Consider the following 20,056-nt stretch of genomic DNA (forward strand, 5'->3'; position numbering starts at 1 on the left):
GGAGACCCATGCCCCCGAGCCCTTCGGTCATCTCCTCACTCAACGCCGACCAAGCAGCGGCAGCCGGGAGCCTCGTGCGTCTGCTCGCCGACCGCTTCGACACCCTGCCCACCGACGAGACCACCACGCTGGCCCAGGCCCTGCTTACCGAGGACGGTCTCGTCGCCGACATCCAGAACCTGCTCCGGGCCGTCTCCCACTGGGCAGGCACCACCGGTCCCGCCCTCTACACCGGACCGCTCCCCTTCGAAGTACGCGACGCACTCCGTGAGGCCGCAGACCAGCTGGAACCGCTGGAGATCCTGGCCAAGGAGACGGTCTTCCCCATGACGCTGCCCCACCGGCACGGCCCGTCCGCAGCCGTGGCCCCCGTCCCCCGCCCCCCAGCCTTCACCGAGGGCCCCGGCTGGCGCCGCTGACGTCCCCGCCCCTGTTCGCCCGAACCCCCCGTTCCACCGAAAGGCCCCCCAAATCTTGACCTCGTCCACGCCCCGCCGCACCGCCCCCTCCCGCCCGGTCGTCCTGGTCGTCGCTCCCAACGACGAGCTCTATCGCGGCTACTGCCTCACTGGCGTAGCCGCCGCCTACGACACCGTCGTCATCACCCCGGGCGCCCTCACCTGGGAGAAGGACCTCGTGGTCGACCACGAGGTCGCCGACCCGTACGACATCGAGTCCCTGCTGGCCGCGGGCCAGGCGCTGGCCGCACGGCAGCCCATCTCCGCCGTGCTCACCTGGAACGAGATGCTCCTCGTTAACACCGCCGTCCTCGCCCAGCACCTGCAGGTGGCCACCGACAGCCCGGACATCCTCCGCGGATGCCGCGACAAGGCCACCAGCCGCGAACTCCTCGACCTCCACCGGGTGCCCTCCGCCAAGTCGATGAAGGTCGCCAACCTCCTGGAGGCGGCCCTGGCCTCCGAGTTCATCGGCTACCCCGTCGTCGTCAAACCGGCCGGACAGGCCGGAAGCGTCGGCGTCATCAAGGTCGACCGCGCCGAAGAACTCCCCGCCGGCTTCGAGTTCGCGACCGAAGGCGCGAGCCTGTGGAGCGGCGAGTCCCAGGCCGTCTTGGTCGAGGAGTACCTCGACGGCGAAGAGATATCCGTCGAATGCGTCACCCACCTCGGCGTCACCACCCCGGTTGCCGTCACCCGTAAGCAGCTCGCCTTCGCCCCCTACTTCGAAGAAGTCGGCCACACCGTGGACGCCGCCGACCCCCTGCTCCGCCGCGTCGGACCGATCGCCCAGGCCGCTGTCGCCGCCCTCGGCCTCACCACCGGCATCCAGCACGTCGAGATGCGCCTCACCGCCACCGGCCCCCGGATCATCGAAGTCAATGGGCGCATCGGCGGCGACCTGATCGGCAAGCTCGTCCTCCTCGCCACCGGCATCGACCTGCCGCGCGCCGCCGCCACCCTCGCCCTCGGCCGCCAGCCCGACCTCACCCCCACCCGCCGCCAGGCCGCCGGCGTCGCCCTCCTGTACCCCGAGGTCTCCGGCACCCTCGTCGAGCGAGGCATCGACCCGGAGTTCTTCGACGACACCGACTGGCTGGCGCAGGCCAGCTGGACCCTCTCCCCGGGCGACCAGGTCACCCTGCCGCCCGACGGCGACGTCGATGTTGCCCGCGTCGGCCTGTACGTCGTCACCGGCTACGACGACGCACAGGTCGAGGACCGTCTCGCCGAGACCGCACGGCACATCACCGTCACCGTGCAGCCCGCCGCCGGGGCGGAAGGCGCCGCGTGACGTACACGCCGGAGGGCGACGTGTACGTCTCCCCGCGCTACCTCGCAGGATCCGGCTGGAACGGCGACGCCGCCTTCGTCCCCGTGAACCACTGGCCCAAGACCCACTTGGACGGCCCCTGCCAGCTGCTGATCACCTCACCCGACCAGCGCATCCGAATCGGCTGGTACGGCGACGACTTCGACGTCTACCAGGTCTCGGCCAGCGAGGATGCCTCGTCCCCGACGCGCTGGGCAGCGACCTTCAACAGCTCGTTCCCCGCCGAGATAGTCGCCGGGTTCACCGCCGAGCTCGCACGCGACTGGGAAGCGCGCAAGGACCACGACCCCTTCACCAAGGCCCCCTCCCTCTACTGGGCAACACAAGTCCGGCCCCTGCTCGACGCCGGCTGGAATCAGCAGCGGCTTCCAGGAATGGTGACCCTCGGCATCGGCGGCCGCAGCGGCCAGGTCTCCGGGCCCTTCGTCGAGATCACCGCCCCGGACGGGACCGCGGGCGTGTCCATCGATGTCGGCAGCCAAGACCCCCACGAGGAGACGGTCCTGCTGTGGGCCGGACCATCCGGATGGAACCGAGCCGAAGCCCGCTTCACCTCCAACACACCAACTCACCTCATCGCGGCCACCGCGAAGGCCCTGCTGGACCCGGCACCGGTACTGCGATACCGCGAACAGCTCGCCCCCGAACTCGCGGCCCTCGCGCAGCTCACCCCGCTCACCCCACCGAAGCCGCCGGCCCCGACCCCACTCGACATCCAGCGCCTCCAAGGCCAGCCCCCGAAGATCACCACCCGCAGCGTGCCGCGCTGGAGCACCGCCACACGCCCAGCCGCAGCCGTACTGCCCGCTGGCCGCTCCGCGCGCCGTTGACCAAAGGAGCTGCCCGTGCCCCTGCACGCCAAGGAGTTCTTCGACAGCCTCGAACTCCCCTTCCCCTTCGGCACCGTCGTCGGTGACGTGTACTACGCCACTCCGACCGGCTCGCAGATCCGCCTGCGTATCGAGTTCGCCCGAACCATCATGGACCGCCAGTACGACGGCCTGCGCCTGACGCTCGTCCACACCGAGCGCGGCAACCTCGACACCGTGCACCTCCGCTTCAGCGAACACGGCACGTTCATGCGCCGCGATGCCGAACGGGGGCCCGGCGCCGGCCAGGGAGTCATACGCGACTGGCACAAGGACGGCCCGCCTCCCTGGGCCGGCGCCGAACTCACCGGTCTGCGCACAGGGATAGTGGACTTCGTCCAAGTCACCTGGCCCGCCCTCATCACGCCTGCAGGCTTCGCCGAACGCGAACCGTGGGCCGAGCGCTGGCACGAGGAACTGTGGGCGACCGACACCACCATGCTCACCCGCCTGCACGAAGCGACGGACACCGTCCTCGCCCTCGTCGATGGCGGCACCTACGACGACATGCCCATCACGGACTCCCTGTGCAACGCCCGCTACTACGTACGGGACATGCTCGGGTTGCGTCTGGACCAGGCGATGCTCGCCGAGGCCGAGGCCGTCGTCCAGCTCACCGGACGCCCACTCGGCCCCGAAACCGCCGCAGCCCTCACCCGCATCGCCGGCCTGCCGATGGACCAGCAACACCGCATCGCCATGGCGGCCTTGCGACGGCACGCCGCCACCCCCACCGCCCCGACCACGAGCACCCCTCCCGCACGCTCCGTCCCGGGCCCGGCCCAGACGCCGGTCCGCAGCCGCTGACTTCCGCCCTCAGACGGCCCACCACCCTTTCCACACCCAGGAGACCTCCTTCTTCATGCACGCCCACTACATTGCAGCCGCCGTTGCTGCGGCGACGCTTGCCACCAGCACCCTGATCTGGGCCCCTGGCGCCTTCGCCAACGCCCCCGAGCCGCAGCCCGGCACCGTCGAGATCCTCAAGAAGGACCCGGATGGAGCCCTCCTCGCGGGCGCCGAGTTCTCCCTGCTCGACACCCTCAACGGGACCAAGGCCCTGACCGGTACGACCAAAGCGGACGGTGTACTCCGGTTCGAGAACGTCACCCCCGGAGTCTGGCGACTCAAGGAGACCGCCACCGGCAGCCTGATCCACGACCTCGCACCCGACCAGGACGTCATCGTTACCCCCGGTCAGAACGCGAAGCTGACCATCGTCGACACGTTCAAGCCCGCCGACCTCACGGTTACCAAGACCGACAAGACCACCGGCAAGCCCCTCGCCGGCGCCGTCATCAACATCACCGCTGTCGGGGACACGAAGCCCATCATCCTGACCACGGGCAAGGACGGCACCGCCACCACCAAGCTCCCGGTCACCACCCGCGCCGGCACCACCTACACCGCCACCGAGACCAAGGCCCCCGACGGCTACCAGCTGAACTCCGCACCGGTGAAGATCACGGCCAAGCCCGGCACCCCCGCCACCGCCGCCTTCACCAACACCAAGAAGGAGAAGCCGACCCAGCCGCCCACCACCCCGAAGCCATCCGCCACACCGACGACCCCCACCACCCCGCCGAGCACCCCGCCGGCCAAGCCGAGCCCGAGCACGACGGAGGCGCCCTCGCAGCCCCCGGTGAGCGAGAAGCCGACCCCGGAGGAGAGCACCTCCAGCACCTCCTCGCCCGCTCCCAACGGCTCCCTCGCCCAGACGGGCGCCGGATCGACGGGCTGGCTGCTGGCCGGCGCCGGAGCCTTGATCGCCGCGGGCGGTGCCGCAGTGTTCGCTCTTCGTCGGCGCCGCAACGAGGCTTAAGGTTCCCCGAACGCTGGGTGACCTGACCGCCACCCGCAACTGAACATCAACACCGAAGGCCCCAGGACCGCAACGGCGGTTCCTGGGGCCTTCGTGCGTTTTCGTGCAGCCTGCCGCCCGTCGGCGCTACCCGTCAGCTCTCGCCGAGGAACTCGCGGGCCCCGCGGAGCCGGGTGGTCAACCGTTGCTGCGTAGCGCCGATATCGAGGCGCACATCGAGCGCGCCGGGCAGCCGTGTGTCCGCCCGGCGGCCAGCGGGCAGCAGGGACGGGTCCAGGCCGTCTCGCCGCGCGATGAGGACACCGAGCTCATGCCGGGAGAGCGCCTCGGCACCCGCGAGGTGGACGATCCCGGCGGTATCGCTCGCCGCGAGTTCCACGAGTGCGGCAGCCAGGTCGGCGACGTGTACCGGGCAGCGGACGTCGTCTGTGAATAGGGCTCCCGTCCGTGTAGCAGCGGCTAGTTCGTGAACCAGCTGCTCGTGCGAGGACCCGCCATCCCCGATGATCAGCGAGGTCCGGGCGACGACTGCGCCCGGATGCAAGAGACGTACGGCTGTCTCTGCCGCTCCCTTCGCCGCACCGTACGGAGTTACCGGATCGGGGAGGGCCGCCTCGTCATAGGCGGAGCCACGGTTCCCGGAGAAGACGGCGTCACTGGAGACGTGCACGAAGCGGATGCCCCGCCTGGCTGTGCTCCGGGCGAGATGGCCGGGCCCCTCGGCCGTGACTGCCCAGTCGCTGTTCCCGCTGGAGGCGTTGATCACCACGCTGGGCTGCACCAGGTCGAGGACTTCTTCGAGGCGCCCGGGGACGTGGAGGTCGAGGTGGTACCACAAGCCGCCAGACGTGCCGCTGGGGCGGGAGTTGAACGTCGCAGCCGTGGACTGGCCGGCCACTCTCGCCTGGCGCAGCAGCTCTGCGCCCAGGAACCCGCTGCCTCCGATGATCAGCACCGTCATGCCCCTGCACGGTAGCGGAGTCGCACGACGGCCGGCGGCGAAACAGCGGAGGCCCTCCACCGTCACCGCCGAAAACTTCCAACCGTTCCAGCCCGCCGGGAGGCCGAAGCCCGAAGTCGCACGTACGACTGTCTGCTCCTTCGTCCTCGGAGCAGGGGCCTCGTGCTGTCCGACTTCGGTAAGGTGCTGCCCCTCACGGAGGTACGACCATGACCGACGAACCCCTCGAACGCTGGGCCGCCCGACGCGAAGGACGCCTGCGCAAGCCCGGCGAACGCAAAGCCATTACCCTCAGCGATGGCCCGCAGCGCGCCACCCACGTCGACCCCGATGCTCCACGCATGCTCTTGGAATGGGATGGCTTCGCCTGGCAGCCGCTCCTAACCGTAGAGAACTACGCAGCGGCCCGCCTCGCCCTCTATCCGCCACCGGAAGCCACGCCCGCCGACCAGGCTGAGGTGACCGCCCCCGTCGAGGTACGCAGCCCCCTGGCCCCAGGCACTGGTCGCCACCGCAGGCCAAGATCCTGAGGCATGCCATTTCGCCGCAGCCGGAGGCGTGTAAGGCTGACCAAACACCCAGGATGCGGCGTCAGCCTTCCGGTATGGATGACCTACTGCCGTCGATAACTGCCAGGTTGTCAGTGGTATCCGGCACTATCGCGGCGTGAATACCAACGCGGCAAGTGCTGGTTCCCGCCAGGGCAGGAACTTCCACTCCCTGGTCACGGCCGGCGCTGTGCTGTACATCGCAGAGTGCCACGAGCTAGATGCCCTGAAGGTAGGCGTCACAAGCCGGGCTAGTCGCACCAGCCGGGTTCGACAGCACGCCCGACACGGGTGGCACACGACAGCCGAGATCTATTTCGACGACGGCAGGCAGGCCTTCGTCGCGGAGCAGGCCATCTTGGCGTTCCTGCGGGCGTGTGGCGCACGCCAAACCCTCAGGCAGGATCAGTTACCGCAGGGCGGCTACACAGAGACCATCGCGTTCGCCCGGCAGGCTCACCTAAGTGCCGGTCAACTGACTGCGGTTGCTCAGATCGCCGCCGGGATCGTTGAAGCTACCGAGCGGCCGCCGTACACATTGGAGGTGTGGTGCAGGGAGGTCATCGAGGCTGTGAACGAGATGGTTGAGTACGTCTTGACGCTGCGTCGCGCTGGGCGTCGGCGAGAAGCGGAGGCGTTTGCCGTCCGAACCCGGCTTGCCGTCGACGAGATCATCAAAGCCGGAGAAGCCGCAGTACGCGCTCTGAAGAGCTGACCGTCGTCTCGACTCCGTTGGAATGGGAAGGCCCGGGGGCGGGGTTCCTTCCCAAAGGTGGGCGGCGCGCTCACCTGGTTCCGAGCGCGCTTTACCAGCCCGCGCCGGTGGCGGGCTGCATTCGCGCATGAGCGGGGACCTACTGGGAGGCCGGCTGTTCTCCGGGAGCAAGTCTGCCTCCTGCGCGATCACTCCTCTACCCATTCCAGGATCAGGGCACCGAACCCTCAGGCGGCCGGGCGGGGCCTGGGGTAGCCCATCCGCTCGTACTCCATGGCCTTCACGTCGACCTCGTCCAGCGCCCTGGCGCGGCCGATGGCCTCCAGCGCCATGACCACGGTGCAGACCGCGATGGCGTGGATCTGCTCTGGCAGTGCCAGGCCATCCACGGCGGCGGTGAGCCCCATCTCCCGCGCGGCGACTCGCCGGACAGCGGCCGTTATCGCGAATTCGTTCTCCACGGGCGAGAGCGCTGCGACCGCGTCGATCTCGCGCACCGACATCAGCGGCGTAAGCAGTCTGTCGCAGAGCTCGTCGTGTTCGAGGACCAGCCAGGCCAGTACCAGCTCCATTCGACCGGAGCTCAGACCTGCGAGGCACGCCTCGATCTGAGCCCGGTCCTGGGCCAGGTAGGCGCGTGTCAGGTCGGTCGCACGCCACACCGCATCGACCAACCACGAATCATCCGTTTCCGCCATAGCCTCCTTCTACCCGAATGGGATGGCTTGCAGGGCGAGTTCCACCCGGATGACCACTTTCGGTATGCGGCGGGGGTGTAGCTCGTCCGGCCGGTGCCTTCGTGTAAAGACGAGATCTTCTGAGCCATTGCCGCAAACGTGCGCCACGGTACGGCGTTCCGCCTGCCGAATACGGGTAGAAATTCCAGTTCGCCGGTGGCAGACAAGAAAGAAGCCCAAAGGACTGGTGCAAAGGTGGAACGGATGTCAACGTAGACACCTTCCCCAGGAAACCCCAGGTCAGAGAGGTGTCTGTCGTTGACTGTGGACACAGTGAAACCCGGATACTCCACGACGAGCGAGGCTCTGCGGCTCCGTTCCTGGCGACTCGGACCGGGACAGCCCGCGATGGTGATCGACCAGTTCACCGACGAGGACTTTGTATGCGTCGTGGACGATCGGGCTGATATGCATATCAGCTCCCGGGACGGCCGTCTCTACCTCGGATGGTTTCCCGGCGGGCGCCCCGGCTCGGAGGGCGACGGATGGGTTTTGGCAGTTACGGGCACGGCCACCGTCCCCGGGTATCGCGTCATTTTCGACACCGAGACCCCTGCCCGGCTCGTCGCCGCAGTGGTGGCCGAAGTCATCGCCACCTCAGCGCCCGTACGCTCGCACTGAACCCCACCCCGCGTGCACCACGGAGCCAACCCGTGCACGCGATCTGATGACGATGAAGGAGAACACCTTGGACCGGGAGCACACCGTCGGCGAGATCATCGACCGGCTCGCCGCCTTCGACCGCGACGCCATCGTCCGCATGGCCATCAACCCGCTCTTCCCGATGGAGCACACCATGGGTCCCATCGTCAGCACGGAGGACCCGCGCGGCCGAACCGTCGTCTACCTCGCGGAAAGCGGCGAGCAGCTCGGGCCGCTGCCGAAGTCCGTCGCTGTTGACTTTGCCTGGCAGGAGCCGATCGAGGCTCCGCCCCGCCGGCGCCGAGGTGCCACCGGCAACCTGTAACTCGAAACCCGTTCCGCTGCCTTGGAGGCGCCCCTGACTCCCCGCTCTTCCCGCTACCCGTCCACCCCCGACCCCGGCCCGTCCTACTGGGTCACGCCCCGCCACCTCGCCGGCGACGACGGCATCCTCGCCGACCGGATCTGCGACACCCTCGCCGAGTCCGGCTGGGCCAGCTGGACGACCGCCCGCAGCACACTGCTCTTCCTCAGCCCGAACGGGCTGGCCGGCGCCGAGTGGATCCGCACCGACCCTGGCTTCCTCCTGGGCGACCTGCCCATCGCCTGGCAGATCTCCGCCCGCGCCCACCGCGACAGTGCCCTGATCGAGTGGAACGCCTACTTCACCACCGGCACCCCGCACGAGGCCGTCGCCGACTTCCTCCTCGCCGTCGCGGCACGGACGGACCTCGTCACCAACTACGCCGGCACCGAGGTCGTCATGTCCGCGCTGACAGCCCTGGGCTGGCCCCGCGACATCGACCAGCCGGAGACCACCGCCTGGGATGCGGGGATGTCGGCGGGCTTCACCTGGAGTCTGCTGCCGAAGGAGATCCAGGACGGAGACCCGCGCCCGGACCTCGCGGGCTGGCAGGCGTGGGCCGAGCCTCGCCCCGCATCGCCCTACCTCTGGAGTGCGATGTTCAGCCCGAGTACCCCGCACGACCTGGTCGCGGCCTTCGCCTCCTCGATCGCCTCGCCCGCCCCCGTCCGGCGCCGCATCCTGCCGGAACTCTCCGCAGGGCATATCACCTTCAGCCTTCCCGGCTGACCCCAGAGGTCTGCTCATTCCGAGGGGCTGCCGGCCGGCCGTCCTTCCCCCGTCCGGCGGTGGCCCCCTCGGCACATCCACTTCCCTGGCCACCAGGAGGCTCCTTGACCTGCCGCTTGATCCGCTTCTCCACCGGCCGCACCAACGGCGTCGCCCACTACGGCGTCCTGCTCGGGAACGACGAACCCCTGACGGCCTGCGCCACCCACGCGCCCAGCCTCGCACCGATCGGCGAGGGAACAGCCCACCAGGCATGCCAGGCCTGCATGCGGGCGCTCCTGGTGCTCACCACACCGCCCCACCCCGGAGACCTGGAGGCCAGTCCCGCCGCCGGTGCGGGAAGGACCGCAGCCGCCCACCGGCCGATCCCCGGCCACCTCCTCGGGTACTGCGGCAAGGCCCTCGACCATCGCCGCGCCACGAGTAAGCGGGCCTGCGCGAACTGCGCCCAGCTGGCCAAGACCCTGGACGCGCTGCGTGGACGGGCGGGCGAGCTCGTCTTGCCCGCACCCGATACGTGTCACAGCGACGAGGGCCTGCTGTGGGTTGCTCCCGGTGCCGGACGACTCGCGTTCGGCCACCGCCGCAACCACGCCACCGGCCAGACCTACTGCGGCGAGCGGCAACCCGCCGTTCCCTCCGCAGGGGCTCACGAGTGCCCGGCCTGCATGCGTCTCTGGGCGGAAGAGGAGACCGTCCGCCAGATGTACACGTTGCCCGAGATGCATGCGCACGCGGCGGCCGGGGACGCGGGCGGGCACGGTACGTTCCAGGAACGCGCCTGGGCGGTGCGGTCGGGCGACCGATACACGATCTCCGGCTGCACCGAAGACCACCACGTCGTCGCCGTCTCCCGGCACCGACACGGCACCCACGTCGATCTTGTCGTCTACCTTCCAGGCGAGGACCGCGTCACCGGTGCCCGTGTCCACGGCGACCGGCTCCTCCGTATCCAGCGCCCCTTCGCCGACGGCAACGCGACCTCACCGTTCGGCCCGCAACGCGGCGCGTGACGAGCCACGGTGCGGCTGCGGATACTCGGCGACCACGACTGAGGTGTCCTCGGTGCGATGGCTGACGACCTCCACGTCGCCGCCGTCAACATCCCAGGCCCGGTTCCCACTCCACCAGGAGCGGGGACCGGGCCTTTCGCGTACCCCGAGGGCTGCCCCTGCCGTCCGAGGTCTTCGCGATGTCCGGCAGGAGACGATGCGGGCCTGCGCACCGGGTCTTCACCCGCGCGAGGGATCTCCTTCCTCCCTCCGAGGCCCCTATGGTCGAGCGAAGCGCCGATTCGAGAACGGGAGCTCGGGGATGCAACGCGAACGTGCCACCGATCTACTGCGCGAGATGATCACCCGGCTCGACGCCGGCGAGCGCCCGCTGGATCTCGTGGAGAGTGTGTACGTCTTCGGCTCGTACGCCCGCGGTGCGCTCGACCCGGGGGACCTGGACGTCGCCGTCGTGCACCGCACGGACATGGCGTTCTCAGCAGAGGTCGTCGGCGCCATGATGGCCGGAGGAGACCCCATGGCCGCAATGAAGCGGGCGCTCAAGGGCAGTAAGCGCGGGATCCAGTTCCAGTTCAACCAGAACAGCGACCTTCCCGCGGGCGCGGAGCTGGTGCTGCTGTGGAAGCGGGGCGACGCTCTCTCCGACGCCCAGGCGCGTCTTGTAGCCATGAAGCCCGACCCGAAGGCGGGCCGAGCTCCCCGCGACGCCATGATCGGGCAGTTCGAAGGCCTCGACCGTTGGATCCCCCTCCCGGTGCGAGCGCAGTTAGTCGAGCTGGCGGCTTTGGGATCCATCGACATCCACCGCGTCGACCTGCCGGACGCCCAGCCCACCCGTCCCGAAGCTACTGCCCTGTTGGCTCGGCGGTGGAAAGCCGACAGCCCGCTCCGACGCGCCGCCGGGGCCGCCCTTCGCCACATCGAGGACCTGCCAACGGCCCCCGAAACCGTGTGGGTCCAGGGAGATCCGCTCACGCGGGGGCAGAGCTTCGAGCTGCCTGCCACGATGTGGATCAACCTTGGCTGGCACGACTTCGACCAGCTCCTCTTCCGCCTTCACCGGGGTGCGCAGACCTTCGAGGTCCTCCGCCCCACCCGCACCAAGCCGCTTCACGCCCTCCACATCACCCTCCGGGACGCCATGGCGCTGCCGCGGCTGTGACGCCGCGCGGCCCTGCCGGCGTCCCGGAAGACACAAGTCGGCCCCGCACGCTCACGAAAGAGCGGCGGGGCCGTGCTGGTGTCCATGCGGTCAATGCGCGGTGCTGGCCTTGGCGAGGGCCTTCTCCAGGTGGGAATCGACCAGGGCAGGTGCCCCCGAGACGACCATCAGGACGGAGCCGGTGCGGACCGCCGTCTGCTTGACGACGATGTCCTGCCCGCCGGTGGTGAAGGTCAGCAGCTGGCTCCAGGCCTGCTCACCCATGGCGGGAGCGGCGAGTTTCTGCGTGGCGATCTTGATGGGCTTGCTGCCGATCACCACCTGGTACACGGGGCAGCCGGTCATCGCGTCGAAGATCCGCTTCGTACCGTCGGCGAGCTTGGGCGTCGCGTCGCTGTAGAGCTCCTCGGAGATCTCGGAGCCGGCGCTGGTGCTGTAGACGAAGGAGGCCTTCGCCTTGTTCGGGAAGTTCAGGCTCCCGCCGGCGGCGGCGTCACCGCCGAGCTCCTCCAGTGCGGGGCAGCCGATCACCGTCACGTCGTCATGACGGGCGGCCTTCTCGGGCTTGCGGGTGTAGTCCTGGCCGAGGTCAGCCTCGGCCAGGAGCCGTCCGGCGAGAACGGAGGAAGATACCGGGGTGCTCGATGCCGGGGCGGCGGCCTTGGCCTTCTGCGACGCCTGCCCGAGAGGCTGGGCGGAAGCCGCAGGATCGCTGCTGGAGCACCCGGATATGGCGAAGGCGGCGACAACGGTCATGGTGATGGTGCGCATGCGCATGTGAACCCCTGGTGTGGTGGATCGGGTTTGACGGCCGGGCCCCCGTGGGGCTCTCCTCCGGCGTTGCGGGCGGCAGGGGCCAGAATCAGTGGCCGAGGAAGCGCAGGCATTCCTCGTACGAGGCGTGCTGTGCGGTGATCGGGCCGCTGGTGCGGTTGAACCAGGCGGCGTCCAGCCGGGGCTCGACCTGCTGGTGGCCGGCTGGGCAGCGCAGCCACACCCCGGTGGGGGTGCTCGCGACGATCCACTTCCGGTACGAGCTGCACTCGCTGCAGGCGCGGACCTCGCCGTCGAGGACGAGCGGGAGGTCGTGGGTCATCAGGATCCCGGCCAGCTCCTCGCCGGTCGGGAGACGCAGTTCGGGCGGCAGGAAGTCGTCCACGACCGGCGTGGCTGCCGGCTCCCCGTGGCCCGGTTCGAGCGACGGCTCGACGTGCCCCGCGCTCAACGCCTCCCACCGCTGCTGGGCTTCGCGGCGCTCTCTGAGTTCGCGATTGCGTCCGAACATGTGGTCCCCCTCGTTGCTGTTCTGCCGGGCACCATAGATCGTGCACCACGCCCCTGTCGTGGTTCCACTCTAGAATCTCTCAAAATCCACGGGCCCGGCCACGGTCGTCCTGACGGGTGCCTGCGGGGCCCTTCGTGTGCGAACGCGACGGCTTTCCGGCGGGACTGCTGCTGTGAAGGGGCATCGTGGAGGCGTCGGCGGGCAGCCCGGCCAGACGGCGCAGCCGCCACACCAGGACGTCGCTGACCGAGGATGCGGTCTCCAACTCCCTTCGGCCAGAGGCCTGTACGAGGAGCTGGGCCGGATCGTGGCCGGCGGCTTCGGCGTCGGCGAGGGTGGAGGCGAGCGCGGGCCAGCCCGCCTCGGCCAGTAGCTGCTCGGCGAGGTCGGGTATCGCTTCGCGCAGGATGGCGGCATGCCGTCGCTGGAGAGCGGGGGGCATGAGGCGGCCGCGCTGGTGCAGTACGGCCATGGGATGTCCGGCCGCGGCCTGGTAGGCGGCGCGCAGGTGTTCGGCGGCCTGGAGGGCAGCACCGGCCTGCTGGGCGTGTTCCTTCCTCCCGTGCCAGGCCGCGGCGGCGGTGACGAGGAAGAACGCCATGTCGATCAGCATCGCCGTGGTCGCCCCGTCCTCCCCCCGGCCGAGCGCCGGTCCGCCGTGGACGAGGTCACGGGCGGCCTGGCGCAGCGCGCGATCGTGCCCGCGGGCAGCCCGGACGTGGGAGCGTGAGGCCCGCTCGAACGCGATGGCCGCCTCGCCCAGTTGCCTTCGGGTGTGGGCGGCGGAGGTCTGGGCGAGCGCATCCAGGATCTCGCCGGCCGCGGCGATGTGCGCGGAGATCACGCCGTCGTCACCGTCGTCGAAGACCAGCACGGCCTGCCAGGCTGCGGTCGTGGCGGTGCGCCGCGCGGAAGCGGGCCCCGGCACCGCGCGCACGGGAGCATCATCGGTGACGCCCTCGGCGTCCTGGCCGGGAGCCACCGTGGAGCTCCAGCGCTCGCGGATCCGGGGCAGGGACAAGTCCGGGGCGAGCCGCGCGCCGGGGTAGAACACCGGCTCACCCTCCTTGTTGCGGTCGTCGGGAAGCGCGACCTTGTACCCGAGGAGATCACCGGACGGCGCGACCCGCTTCTGGACGAGCAGACCCGCGGAAGCGAGGCGGTCGAAGAACTCCTCCTCTCCTTGGGCGCCGGCCACAGCGCGGCGGACGGTCTCGCGCAGCTCTTCCCGTGGGGTGCGCTGGCGGCCCTGGCGTCGGGCCTTGTGAACCTCGGCGCTGGTGGGGCGTTGGGATGCAGTTCCGTCGCCCGCGTCCAGGCGGCGCAGTCCGTAGTCGATCTCGATCTGGCGCGCTTCGGCCTGGGACCGGGCGGCGTCATTCTGGAGGCGCGGTTTGCGGCCGTCCTCGCGGACCAAGGTGGCGACGATATGGATGTGGTCGTCGGCGTGGCGGACCGCGGCCCACCGGCAGCCGGGTCTGCCGTCGTCCGGATCGATGCCCGTAGCCGCGACCATGCGGCGGGCGATGTCCGCCCACTGCTCGTCGGAGAGGACAGGATCCTCTGGCGCCGCCCGTACGGACAGGTGCCACACGTGCTTGGCGGGCCGGCGTCGCGTGGAGACGGAGTCGACGGGAAGGTCCAGCAGCTGTTGGAGGGCCTGCTGGGTGGCTTCTGGGTCGCGCCCAGGGTCCGGTGCGAGACTGTCCCAGGCCGCGACCAGGTGCGGGTCGATGTGCTCCTCGTGGGTACCGGGACCATACAGGTAGTACAGCAGGCCGATGGTCCGGGATCCGCGCTTGTGGACTCGGGGTATCACTGCGGGGTGCTTCTGGATTCGACGTGGCGGCGGGTGAAGTCGTCCACGCGCTGTGCCGCCCGGCGCACGGCGGTGAGTACGGCTTCCGCGTGGGGGGTGTCCGCGCCGGAGTTCACGGCCTTGGCCACCTGGTTGACGTTGTTGCCGATGTGGCCCAGATGCCGGCGCAGGGCGAACAGCTCGTTCAGCATTTCGCGTTCTCCGGCGACCACGGCTGCCGTACGGGAGAGATCGTGCGCGGCGGCGAGGGAGGCGCGAGCGACGAATCCGGACACGGTCATCGCACTGGCACTCGCGGCGTCGAGGAGGCTCTGCTTCTCGGAGTCGTTGAATCGGCTGGCGATCATGTGGACGCGCTTGTCGGTAGCGGACTTACGCAGTCGGTTGCGGACGGGCGGCTGCGCGGGAGCTCGATGCGCGCAGAGCGGGTTGTGGCACGAGTGCTTCTCCTCCTGGGAATGCGAGCTGCCCTCGACCGCATCCTCTCTGCCCAGCGCCCCCCGGTGTTGGGCAGATCCCGCCTCCCCAGGGGCGGGGACACCATAAGTAGCACTCCCGACGGGAGTGCTACTTATGGGATAACTTGCTCGCCGCGAGAGCGAGTTGTTGTCCGGCTGGTCGGGGACGGTGGTTGCGCTGTTCGACGGGTTCGTCATCGGGTCGGGGTCCTCGCGAAACGGGGGCGGGCGGGTTCTGGTGGGGGTGTTCGGGCCTCTGTTGCCTGAACGGGAGGGCGGCCTGGGGGTGTCCGGGCCGCCCTGAGGAGCGCCTTAAGAGGGCGATCCGTTCACCGTTGCGGTCGGATTATCCGCATTCGGGGCAGTGTGAGTAGTGCCGTGTGAGGGCTTCTGCCATCCGTTGCTTGGTGCCGAGCGCGTTTCGGGCGCTGGTCTTCGCCGGCGCGGTGCCCTGGTGGCGGTCGGCATGGTTGCGGAGGTAGTGGATGTCCCGCTCGAAGTCGGCGCGGATGCGGGTGAACCGGGGGCAGGTCTTCATCGACTTCTCCTTGTCGTGGTGTTGTCGTCGCGCAGGCGGGCGAGGACGTGGGTGAGGCGGTCGTTGCGGATGGGGATCTGCTGGGCGCGCATGATCGTCCGCAGCTGCACGCGGGTGACGGCCTCGTTGCCGTCCCGTTGGAGGGCCTTCCGCACGTGGGGACGCAGCCGGGTGACGAGCTCGTCCTCGGTGAGGCGGGAGCGGGACCGTGGTCCCCGTCCGGTCCCCGGCTGATCCGGTGCATGGTCCCCGGCCTGTTTCGGCTTGGGGACCGTCGCCTGGCGTCGGTCGGCCGGGACGTCCTCGGCTTCGGCGCTGCCCCGGTCTCCGTCACTGTCCCCGGCGTTGTCTTGGCCCCCTTCGGGGACCGGGTGGGGACGGGGACCGTCCGCCTCGGTCCCGGGGACGGTCCCCTGCCGGTCCCCGGTCCCCGGGACCGTTGAGGTGGTGTCGCGACGGGGCCGGTCCCCTCGGATCCCGCTGTTCCGGGCCTTGGCGGGCCCGTGTCCCGGCCGGTCCCCGTCGGCCGTCGCCGCACTGGGGACCGTGCGGGGACCGTTGACGGTTCCCGTCTGGGCGGCGGTCCCCTCGGGACGGTCCCCGGATGACGTGGGGACCGTGTGGGGACCGAGCTTGTGGGTGGGGACCGTGGTGGGACGGTCCCCGGTCCCCGTGTCGGGGACGGTCCCCTCAGGACGGTCCCCAGCGTGGGGACCGTCGGTCCCCTCGGGACGGTCCCCGGATGGCGTGGGGACCGTGTGGGGACCGAGCTTGTTTGTGGGGACAGTGGTGGGACGGTCCCCACCGCGACGGTCCCCGGTCCCCGGGTCGGGGACCGTCCCCTCGGTCCCTTCTGCCTTCACCGTGGTCGTGCTGGCCGGGACCGCCGGGACGGGTTGGGGACCGTGGCTCTGCTGGGGGACCGTGCCGGCGCGGTCCCCGTCGGACAGGCTTCCGTCTGTGGGGACCGCGCTGCCATCGGTCCAGGAGTACATGGAGGCGCCGGAGTGGGAGTGCGTGTCCGATCCCTTGGAGGTGCCCGTGGTGAGGGGAGAGGCCTCATCTGCGGGGGAGTCGGTGCGGGGCACGGCGACGTGCTGGTGGATCTGGCGCATGAGGACGCCGAAGGCGAGCAAGGCGGCCGTGGGCGGGACGGCGGCGACCACGTAGTCGAGGACTGGGATCGGCCCGGCGCTGGTGCCGCTGACGCCGGCGACGTTCAGCGCGATCGAGCCGACCGACCCGATGGCCGTCAGAGCAATCGCCCAGCCGTCGGTCACCTTGCGGAGCCCTGCCCGCAGCATCAGCAGCTCCCCGATGACGATGAACGCGTCCAGGGTGCCGGGCCAGGCCCACTGGCGTTCGGGGGACTTGGCCAGCCCATGTTGCCCGGCAACCTCGGCGAGGTGCGCGTAACTCAGCCAGAAGGCGGCGCCGGTGAGGCCGACGATGACGGCCCCGGCGGCCGCGAGGGTGAACCGCTCGGCGGCCTCGGTGCTCCTCGTGGCCCTGGAGGGCTTGCCGGTGGTGCTCATACCGCCCTCCGGAGGTTGTCGAGCAGAGCTTGGGTCTGCACCTGGCGGGCTACCGGCCTCGGCTTCGGCACGCTGACCTCACCCTTCTTGTTCCTGTGAGGAAGGCTGCGGTCCCGGTCCGGTCCGTCGCCGTCGTGGGCCTTGCCGGCGCGCGGGGGCAGCTGCCCGTCGAGGACGGCCTGCCGTGCGGTCTCGGCCGGATTGGGGTCCGAGGCGACGTTGTAGTGGTCACGGTTTTCGATGGCGCGGGCCTCCACCCGAAGCAGGTCGCGGGCCCACTCGGCGCCGATGCGCAGGGTGTGGGCGAGACGCTCCGGGCTCCAGCCCCGGGCGCTCGCGTAGCGGATCAGCGTCCGTCGCTCCAGCCGACTCAGCTGGACGTCCCGGCCTTCGATGACCGCCTTGACCCGGCTGTAGTCCAGACGGTTCTTGACCTCGTCATGCCAGGTCAGGCGCTCGGCCTCGGTCAGGCCGCCCCAGACACCGTCCTTGACCTCGTTGTCCAGTGCGTAGTTGAAGCACTCGCGGCGGACCGGGCACCAGTTGCAGATCTCCTTCGCCTCCGCGATGGCGTACTCGTCGTTGGGCGTGTGGAAGAACAGCTCCTCCGCGGTGTCGGGTTCGACCCCGTTGCAGGCGGCTCGGGCGTGCCAGCTGATGTCGGAGACACCGTGGAGGCTGGTGGGAGGGACGTTGTTGGTGATGTAGCGCATGGTGATGTTCTCCGGGTACGCCTCATGGGCCGGCGGCGGCAGCGCGGCACACCGGCGGTGAAGCGGTGTGGGTGCGGCTCGGCGGTGAGGCAAGGGCAAGGGGAGCGGCGACGGGCCAGCCCCGAAGGGGGAGATGCTGGGGGGAAGGCGGTACCGGTCAGGCCCGCAGGAAGCGGTGGTCCGGACCGTCGAACTCGACGCCGGTGCACATCCCGGACAGCCGGGAGAGGATCCGGTCGCCCACCTTGTCGCGCAGCACCGGCTGGTACTTGTCCATGTCGTCGGTGCGCACCGGGGCCAGGTTGGTGGTGACCAGCGTCGGCAGGTGGTTCTCGCCACGCCAGGCAAGGAGCCGGAAGGTGATCTCCTCGTTCCACTCGGTGGACTTGCCGGCGCCGAGGTCATCCAGGAGCAGCAGCGGCACCCGGCAGATGTCGCGCAGCAGCCACTCGACGTCCACGCCGGTGCGCTGGCGCATCTGCCCGAAGAGGTCGACGGCCTTCACGGCGTGCCAGCGGACCGCGCACCCGGCGGCGGTGAGCGAGCGGATCGCCCCGTAGGCCTGACGGGTCTTGCCTACCCCGGTGTTGCCCCACATCAGCAGCGAAGGCCCGCGGGCGATCACCCGGCGTCCGCCGCTGCCCCACTGGGGGTTGTGGTCGCCGGCGTTCGGCGCGGTCGCCGACTCCGCGATGGTCCGCACCCAGGCCATGACCGCAGGGTGGTCGGCGAACGCGTCCCGGTAGTCGTACGGGATACGCCGCTGGGCTGCCTCCAGGGCCGGTATGGGCTCCGGAGTGTCCGCCACGGCCGGTCCGGCCGGGTCGATGCCGCGTTCGGCGAGACGGGCGGCGAGACGGGCCTGCAGCCGGTCGGAGACGGCGGGCTGCGGCTCGGCGAGACGGTAGCGGGTCACAGGCTGCCTCCGAACGTGGTGGGCGCGGGCGCCGGATTGCGGTAGGGCACGTAGGTGGATCCGGTGCTGGCCCATGGCCCCGCGCCGGAGGCGGAGGACGGCGGAGCGCCGAAGTGCTGCGGTGAGGCGTTGACCACCTGGTTCACCAGGCTGGGCAGGACACTCGGATGCAGGCCCTTGGCCCGCAGGAGCTCCATGGCGGCGCGGATGTCCCTCGGCGCGAAGTCCTCGTCGAGCAGCATCTTGATCTTCTTGCCGAGCAGCCCGCGCGTTTCGCTCGGAGGGTCTTGCCTGCAGCCCTTCACGTACTCGGCCACCAGATCCTTCGCGGACACCTTCTCCGAGACGCTGCCAAGTGCTGGCGCCTCGCGCCCCGTAGGTACAGATCCAGGATCCAAGATCCTAGATCCAGACGACGAGCCCTCGCGCATTTGTGTCGAGCCCTCGTCGAAAGCGGCCTGACCTGCGGTTTCTCCAGGCAGGCCAGAAAGCGGCTGCTGGAGGGGCTTCGGAGCGGATCGCGGGCCCGTGCCGGAGCTGGCGGGTGCGAGGTCCGGCTTCACCGGAGGCACGGAATCGGGCGAAACCGGCTGATCGAGTATTCGACGAGTATTCGTCGAATCCTGCGAGGTGTTGCCGGTGAGCCCAGCTGTCGTGGCCGGCGCCGAGGCCTTGGCGGGGGAGGGGGAGGTGGGGCAGGCCGCGCTTCCGCACTCGCTGCACTGGCGCTGGGCCTGGTGCACGGGGCATCGGGGCACGCGCGACGCGGAGGGACGGTCGATCTTCTGGTGCTTGTCCCACTTCACGATGTGCAAGTAGTCCTTGCCGTCGCACCCGGTGTAGCGGCAGATGATGCCGACGGTCTCCAGCTGGTCGAGGTCCCTGGCCACATGGGTGGGAGTGTGCTCGATGCGCAGCGGCCACACGAGCCCGGCGATGATCGCCGGGTGCGCGAGGAACCTGCCGCTGTCATCGGCCTGGACGAGCAGTCCCTGGAAGGTGACCATCGCGGTGACGTCGCACGCGGCGAGGTCCTCCGACCAGAACATCTCGGGCTTGATCGTGCGGATGCGGGCCATCAGGCAGCACCCCCCTGCCGACGGCGGAAGGTGCCGACGGTCTCCATCTGGTCGAGGTCCCTGGCCACGTGGGCGAGCGTGTGCTCGGTACGCAGCGGCCACGCGACGCCAGCGCTGATCGCCGGGTGGGCGAGGAACCTGCCGCTGTCATCGGCCTGGGCGAGCAGTCCTTGGAAGGTGACCATCGCGGTGTCGTCGCACGCGGCGAGGTCCTCCGACCAGAAGATCTCGGGCTTGGTCGTGCGGATGCGGGCCATCAGGCGGTACCCCCCTGCTGGGGGGTTGCGTGGGCAGCCGTATGCTCCGGTCTTTTGCGCGGGGCGGTCGCCATGCGACACTCTCCTCTGTTGTGAACATCGC

General features: G+C 70.0%; 24 protein-coding genes. 12 read left to right on the plus strand and 12 right to left on the minus strand.

The features are described 5' to 3' along the window. The first annotated feature begins 8 nt into the window (after window positions 1–8). The 5 genes from ACIQZO_RS19415 to ACIQZO_RS19435 are packed head-to-tail and all read left to right on the plus strand — an operon-like array spanning window position 9 to window position 4,482. Window positions 9–419, plus strand: a complete 411-nt coding sequence (locus tag ACIQZO_RS19415; RefSeq protein ID WP_403627559.1) for a hypothetical protein — start codon at window positions 9–11, stop codon at window positions 417–419. Window positions 420–474: 55 nt separating this feature from the next. After that, window positions 475–1,752, plus strand: coding sequence for an acetyl-CoA carboxylase biotin carboxylase subunit family protein (locus ACIQZO_RS19420; RefSeq protein WP_403627561.1), 1,278 nt, complete (start codon window positions 475–477; stop codon window positions 1,750–1,752). Continuing rightward, entirely contained in the window at window positions 1,749–2,621 is an 873-nt protein-coding gene (locus ACIQZO_RS19425) for a DUF317 domain-containing protein (protein WP_403627563.1), read from the plus strand. The genes ACIQZO_RS19420 and ACIQZO_RS19425 overlap by 4 nt, the downstream gene beginning before the upstream one ends. Window positions 2,622–2,636: 15 nt before the next feature. Then, window positions 2,637–3,467 (plus strand): hypothetical protein, encoded by an 831-nt coding sequence (locus ACIQZO_RS19430; RefSeq protein ID WP_403627564.1) that lies wholly within the window; start codon window positions 2,637–2,639, stop codon window positions 3,465–3,467. Window positions 3,468–3,522: 55 nt separating this feature from the next. Then, window positions 3,523–4,482, plus strand: coding sequence for a collagen binding domain-containing protein (locus ACIQZO_RS19435; RefSeq protein WP_403627566.1), 960 nt, complete (start codon window positions 3,523–3,525; stop codon window positions 4,480–4,482). A 133-nt stretch (window positions 4,483–4,615) separates the two neighbouring features. Here the strand turns inward: ACIQZO_RS19435 and ACIQZO_RS19440 are convergent, their stop codons facing one another. Next, window positions 4,616–5,443, minus strand: coding sequence for an SDR family oxidoreductase (locus ACIQZO_RS19440; RefSeq protein ID WP_403627568.1), 828 nt, complete (start codon window positions 5,441–5,443; stop codon window positions 4,616–4,618). A gap of 209 nt (window positions 5,444–5,652) precedes the next feature. On the opposite strand from ACIQZO_RS19440, the gene ACIQZO_RS19445 reads away from it, so the two are divergent. Together ACIQZO_RS19445 and ACIQZO_RS19450 are read left to right on the plus strand one after the other, a co-directional pair. Then, window positions 5,653–5,973 carry a DUF6087 family protein gene (locus ACIQZO_RS19445; protein WP_403627570.1) on the plus strand — a complete coding sequence of 107 codons (321 nt, stop codon included), beginning with the start codon at window positions 5,653–5,655 and terminating at the stop codon, window positions 5,971–5,973. 136 nt (window positions 5,974–6,109) lie between these two features. Beyond that, window positions 6,110–6,706: a hypothetical protein gene (locus ACIQZO_RS19450; RefSeq protein WP_403627572.1), complete on the plus strand. Its 597-nt coding sequence runs from the start codon at window positions 6,110–6,112 to the stop codon at window positions 6,704–6,706. Between the two features lie 227 nt (window positions 6,707–6,933). Here ACIQZO_RS19450 and ACIQZO_RS19455 read toward each other — a convergent pair whose 3' ends face one another. Then, window positions 6,934–7,404 carry a hypothetical protein gene (locus ACIQZO_RS19455; protein ID WP_403627574.1) on the minus strand — a complete coding sequence of 157 codons (471 nt, stop codon included), beginning with the start codon at window positions 7,402–7,404 and terminating at the stop codon, window positions 6,934–6,936. A 297-nt stretch (window positions 7,405–7,701) separates the two neighbouring features. On the opposite strand from ACIQZO_RS19455, the gene ACIQZO_RS19460 reads away from it, so the two are divergent. The 5 genes from ACIQZO_RS19460 to ACIQZO_RS19480 all read left to right on the plus strand — a co-directional run bounded on the left by ACIQZO_RS19460 (window position 7,702) and on the right by ACIQZO_RS19480 (window position 11,353). Continuing rightward, window positions 7,702–8,064: a DUF317 domain-containing protein gene (locus tag ACIQZO_RS19460; protein WP_403627576.1), complete on the plus strand. Its 363-nt coding sequence runs from the start codon at window positions 7,702–7,704 to the stop codon at window positions 8,062–8,064. 52 nt (window positions 8,065–8,116) lie between these two features. Further along, complete coding sequence (locus ACIQZO_RS19465; protein ID WP_403627578.1) at window positions 8,117–8,410, plus strand: hypothetical protein; 294 nt, start codon at window positions 8,117–8,119, stop codon at window positions 8,408–8,410. A 21-nt stretch (window positions 8,411–8,431) separates the two neighbouring features. Further along, window positions 8,432–9,178: a DUF317 domain-containing protein gene (locus tag ACIQZO_RS19470; protein ID WP_403627580.1), complete on the plus strand. Its 747-nt coding sequence runs from the start codon at window positions 8,432–8,434 to the stop codon at window positions 9,176–9,178. Between the two features lie 104 nt (window positions 9,179–9,282). Next, a complete protein-coding gene (locus ACIQZO_RS19475) occupies window positions 9,283–10,191 on the plus strand; it encodes a hypothetical protein (protein WP_403627582.1) in 909 nt (302 codons plus the stop codon). Window positions 10,192–10,492: 301 nt separating this feature from the next. After that, a complete protein-coding gene (locus tag ACIQZO_RS19480; RefSeq protein WP_403627583.1) occupies window positions 10,493–11,353 on the plus strand; it encodes a nucleotidyltransferase domain-containing protein in 861 nt (286 codons plus the stop codon). A gap of 90 nt (window positions 11,354–11,443) precedes the next feature. On the opposite strand, the gene ACIQZO_RS19485 is transcribed toward ACIQZO_RS19480, so the two are convergent. The 10 genes from ACIQZO_RS19485 to ACIQZO_RS19530 all read right to left on the minus strand — a co-directional run bounded on the left by ACIQZO_RS19485 (window position 11,444) and on the right by ACIQZO_RS19530 (window position 19,953). Further along, complete coding sequence (locus tag ACIQZO_RS19485) at window positions 11,444–12,130, minus strand: hypothetical protein (protein ID WP_403627585.1); 687 nt, start codon at window positions 12,128–12,130, stop codon at window positions 11,444–11,446. An 85-nt stretch (window positions 12,131–12,215) separates the two neighbouring features. Then, the gene (locus ACIQZO_RS19490) at window positions 12,216–12,638 is read right to left on the minus strand and encodes a hypothetical protein (protein ID WP_403627587.1); all 423 of its coding nucleotides are present in this window, start codon (window positions 12,636–12,638) and stop codon (window positions 12,216–12,218) included. A 79-nt stretch (window positions 12,639–12,717) separates the two neighbouring features. After that, window positions 12,718–14,457 (minus strand): relaxase/mobilization nuclease domain-containing protein, encoded by a 1,740-nt coding sequence (locus tag ACIQZO_RS19495; protein WP_403627589.1) that lies wholly within the window; start codon window positions 14,455–14,457, stop codon window positions 12,718–12,720. Continuing rightward, complete coding sequence (locus ACIQZO_RS19500) at window positions 14,454–14,804, minus strand: plasmid mobilization protein (RefSeq protein ID WP_403627591.1); 351 nt, start codon at window positions 14,802–14,804, stop codon at window positions 14,454–14,456. Before ACIQZO_RS19500 ends, ACIQZO_RS19495 begins: the two co-directional genes overlap by 4 nt. Before the next feature lie 457 nt (window positions 14,805–15,261). After that, window positions 15,262–15,453 (minus strand): hypothetical protein, encoded by a 192-nt coding sequence (locus tag ACIQZO_RS19505; RefSeq protein WP_403627593.1) that lies wholly within the window; start codon window positions 15,451–15,453, stop codon window positions 15,262–15,264. Continuing rightward, window positions 15,450–16,988, minus strand: coding sequence for a DUF2637 domain-containing protein (locus ACIQZO_RS19510; protein WP_403627595.1), 1,539 nt, complete (start codon window positions 16,986–16,988; stop codon window positions 15,450–15,452). Before ACIQZO_RS19510 ends, ACIQZO_RS19505 begins: the two co-directional genes overlap by 4 nt. Next, window positions 16,985–17,701, minus strand: coding sequence for a WhiB family transcriptional regulator (locus ACIQZO_RS19515; RefSeq protein WP_403627597.1), 717 nt, complete (start codon window positions 17,699–17,701; stop codon window positions 16,985–16,987). Before ACIQZO_RS19515 ends, ACIQZO_RS19510 begins: the two co-directional genes overlap by 4 nt. A gap of 157 nt (window positions 17,702–17,858) precedes the next feature. Further along, entirely contained in the window at window positions 17,859–18,617 is a 759-nt protein-coding gene (locus tag ACIQZO_RS19520; RefSeq protein ID WP_403627599.1) for an ATP-binding protein, read from the minus strand. Beyond that, the gene (locus ACIQZO_RS19525; protein WP_403627601.1) at window positions 18,614–19,696 is read right to left on the minus strand and encodes a hypothetical protein; all 1,083 of its coding nucleotides are present in this window, start codon (window positions 19,694–19,696) and stop codon (window positions 18,614–18,616) included. The genes ACIQZO_RS19520 and ACIQZO_RS19525 overlap by 4 nt, the downstream gene beginning before the upstream one ends. After that, the gene (locus ACIQZO_RS19530; protein WP_403627603.1) at window positions 19,696–19,953 is read right to left on the minus strand and encodes a hypothetical protein; all 258 of its coding nucleotides are present in this window, start codon (window positions 19,951–19,953) and stop codon (window positions 19,696–19,698) included. The genes ACIQZO_RS19525 and ACIQZO_RS19530 overlap by 1 nt, the downstream gene beginning before the upstream one ends. Between the last annotated feature and the right edge of the window lie 103 nt (window positions 19,954–20,056).

The sequence above is a fragment of the Streptomyces sp. NPDC097617 genome (assembly GCF_044761485.1).
In the GTDB taxonomy this organism is placed as follows: Bacteria; Actinomycetota; Actinomycetes; order Streptomycetales; family Streptomycetaceae; genus Streptomyces.

What these genes read in the sequence shown, in the direction of transcription:
- ACIQZO_RS19415 (WP_403627559.1), top strand. Translation starts at nt 9, where the DNA reads ATGCCCCCGAGCCCTTCGGTCATCTCCTCACTCAACGCCGACCAAGCA.
- ACIQZO_RS19435 (WP_403627566.1), top strand. Translation starts at nt 3,523, where the DNA reads ATGCACGCCCACTACATTGCAGCCGCCGTTGCTGCGGCGACGCTTGCC.
- ACIQZO_RS19440 (WP_403627568.1), bottom strand. Translation starts at nt 5,443, where the DNA reads ATGACGGTGCTGATCATCGGAGGCAGCGGGTTCCTGGGCGCAGAGCTG.
- ACIQZO_RS19445 (WP_403627570.1), top strand. Translation starts at nt 5,653, where the DNA reads ATGACCGACGAACCCCTCGAACGCTGGGCCGCCCGACGCGAAGGACGC.
- ACIQZO_RS19455 (WP_403627574.1), bottom strand. Translation starts at nt 7,404, where the DNA reads ATGGCGGAAACGGATGATTCGTGGTTGGTCGATGCGGTGTGGCGTGCG.
- ACIQZO_RS19465 (WP_403627578.1), top strand. Translation starts at nt 8,117, where the DNA reads ATGAAGGAGAACACCTTGGACCGGGAGCACACCGTCGGCGAGATCATC.
- ACIQZO_RS19480 (WP_403627583.1), top strand. Translation starts at nt 10,493, where the DNA reads ATGCAACGCGAACGTGCCACCGATCTACTGCGCGAGATGATCACCCGG.
- ACIQZO_RS19485 (WP_403627585.1), bottom strand. Translation starts at nt 12,130, where the DNA reads ATGCGCATGCGCACCATCACCATGACCGTTGTCGCCGCCTTCGCCATA.
- ACIQZO_RS19490 (WP_403627587.1), bottom strand. Translation starts at nt 12,638, where the DNA reads ATGTTCGGACGCAATCGCGAACTCAGAGAGCGCCGCGAAGCCCAGCAG.
- ACIQZO_RS19500 (WP_403627591.1), bottom strand. Translation starts at nt 14,804, where the DNA reads ATGATCGCCAGCCGATTCAACGACTCCGAGAAGCAGAGCCTCCTCGAC.
- ACIQZO_RS19505 (WP_403627593.1), bottom strand. Translation starts at nt 15,453, where the DNA reads ATGAAGACCTGCCCCCGGTTCACCCGCATCCGCGCCGACTTCGAGCGG.
- ACIQZO_RS19510 (WP_403627595.1), bottom strand. Translation starts at nt 16,988, where the DNA reads ATGAGCACCACCGGCAAGCCCTCCAGGGCCACGAGGAGCACCGAGGCC.
- ACIQZO_RS19515 (WP_403627597.1), bottom strand. Translation starts at nt 17,701, where the DNA reads ATGCGCTACATCACCAACAACGTCCCTCCCACCAGCCTCCACGGTGTC.
- ACIQZO_RS19525 (WP_403627601.1), bottom strand. Translation starts at nt 19,696, where the DNA reads ATGGCCCGCATCCGCACGATCAAGCCCGAGATGTTCTGGTCGGAGGAC.
- ACIQZO_RS19530 (WP_403627603.1), bottom strand. Translation starts at nt 19,953, where the DNA reads ATGGCCCGCATCCGCACGACCAAGCCCGAGATCTTCTGGTCGGAGGAC.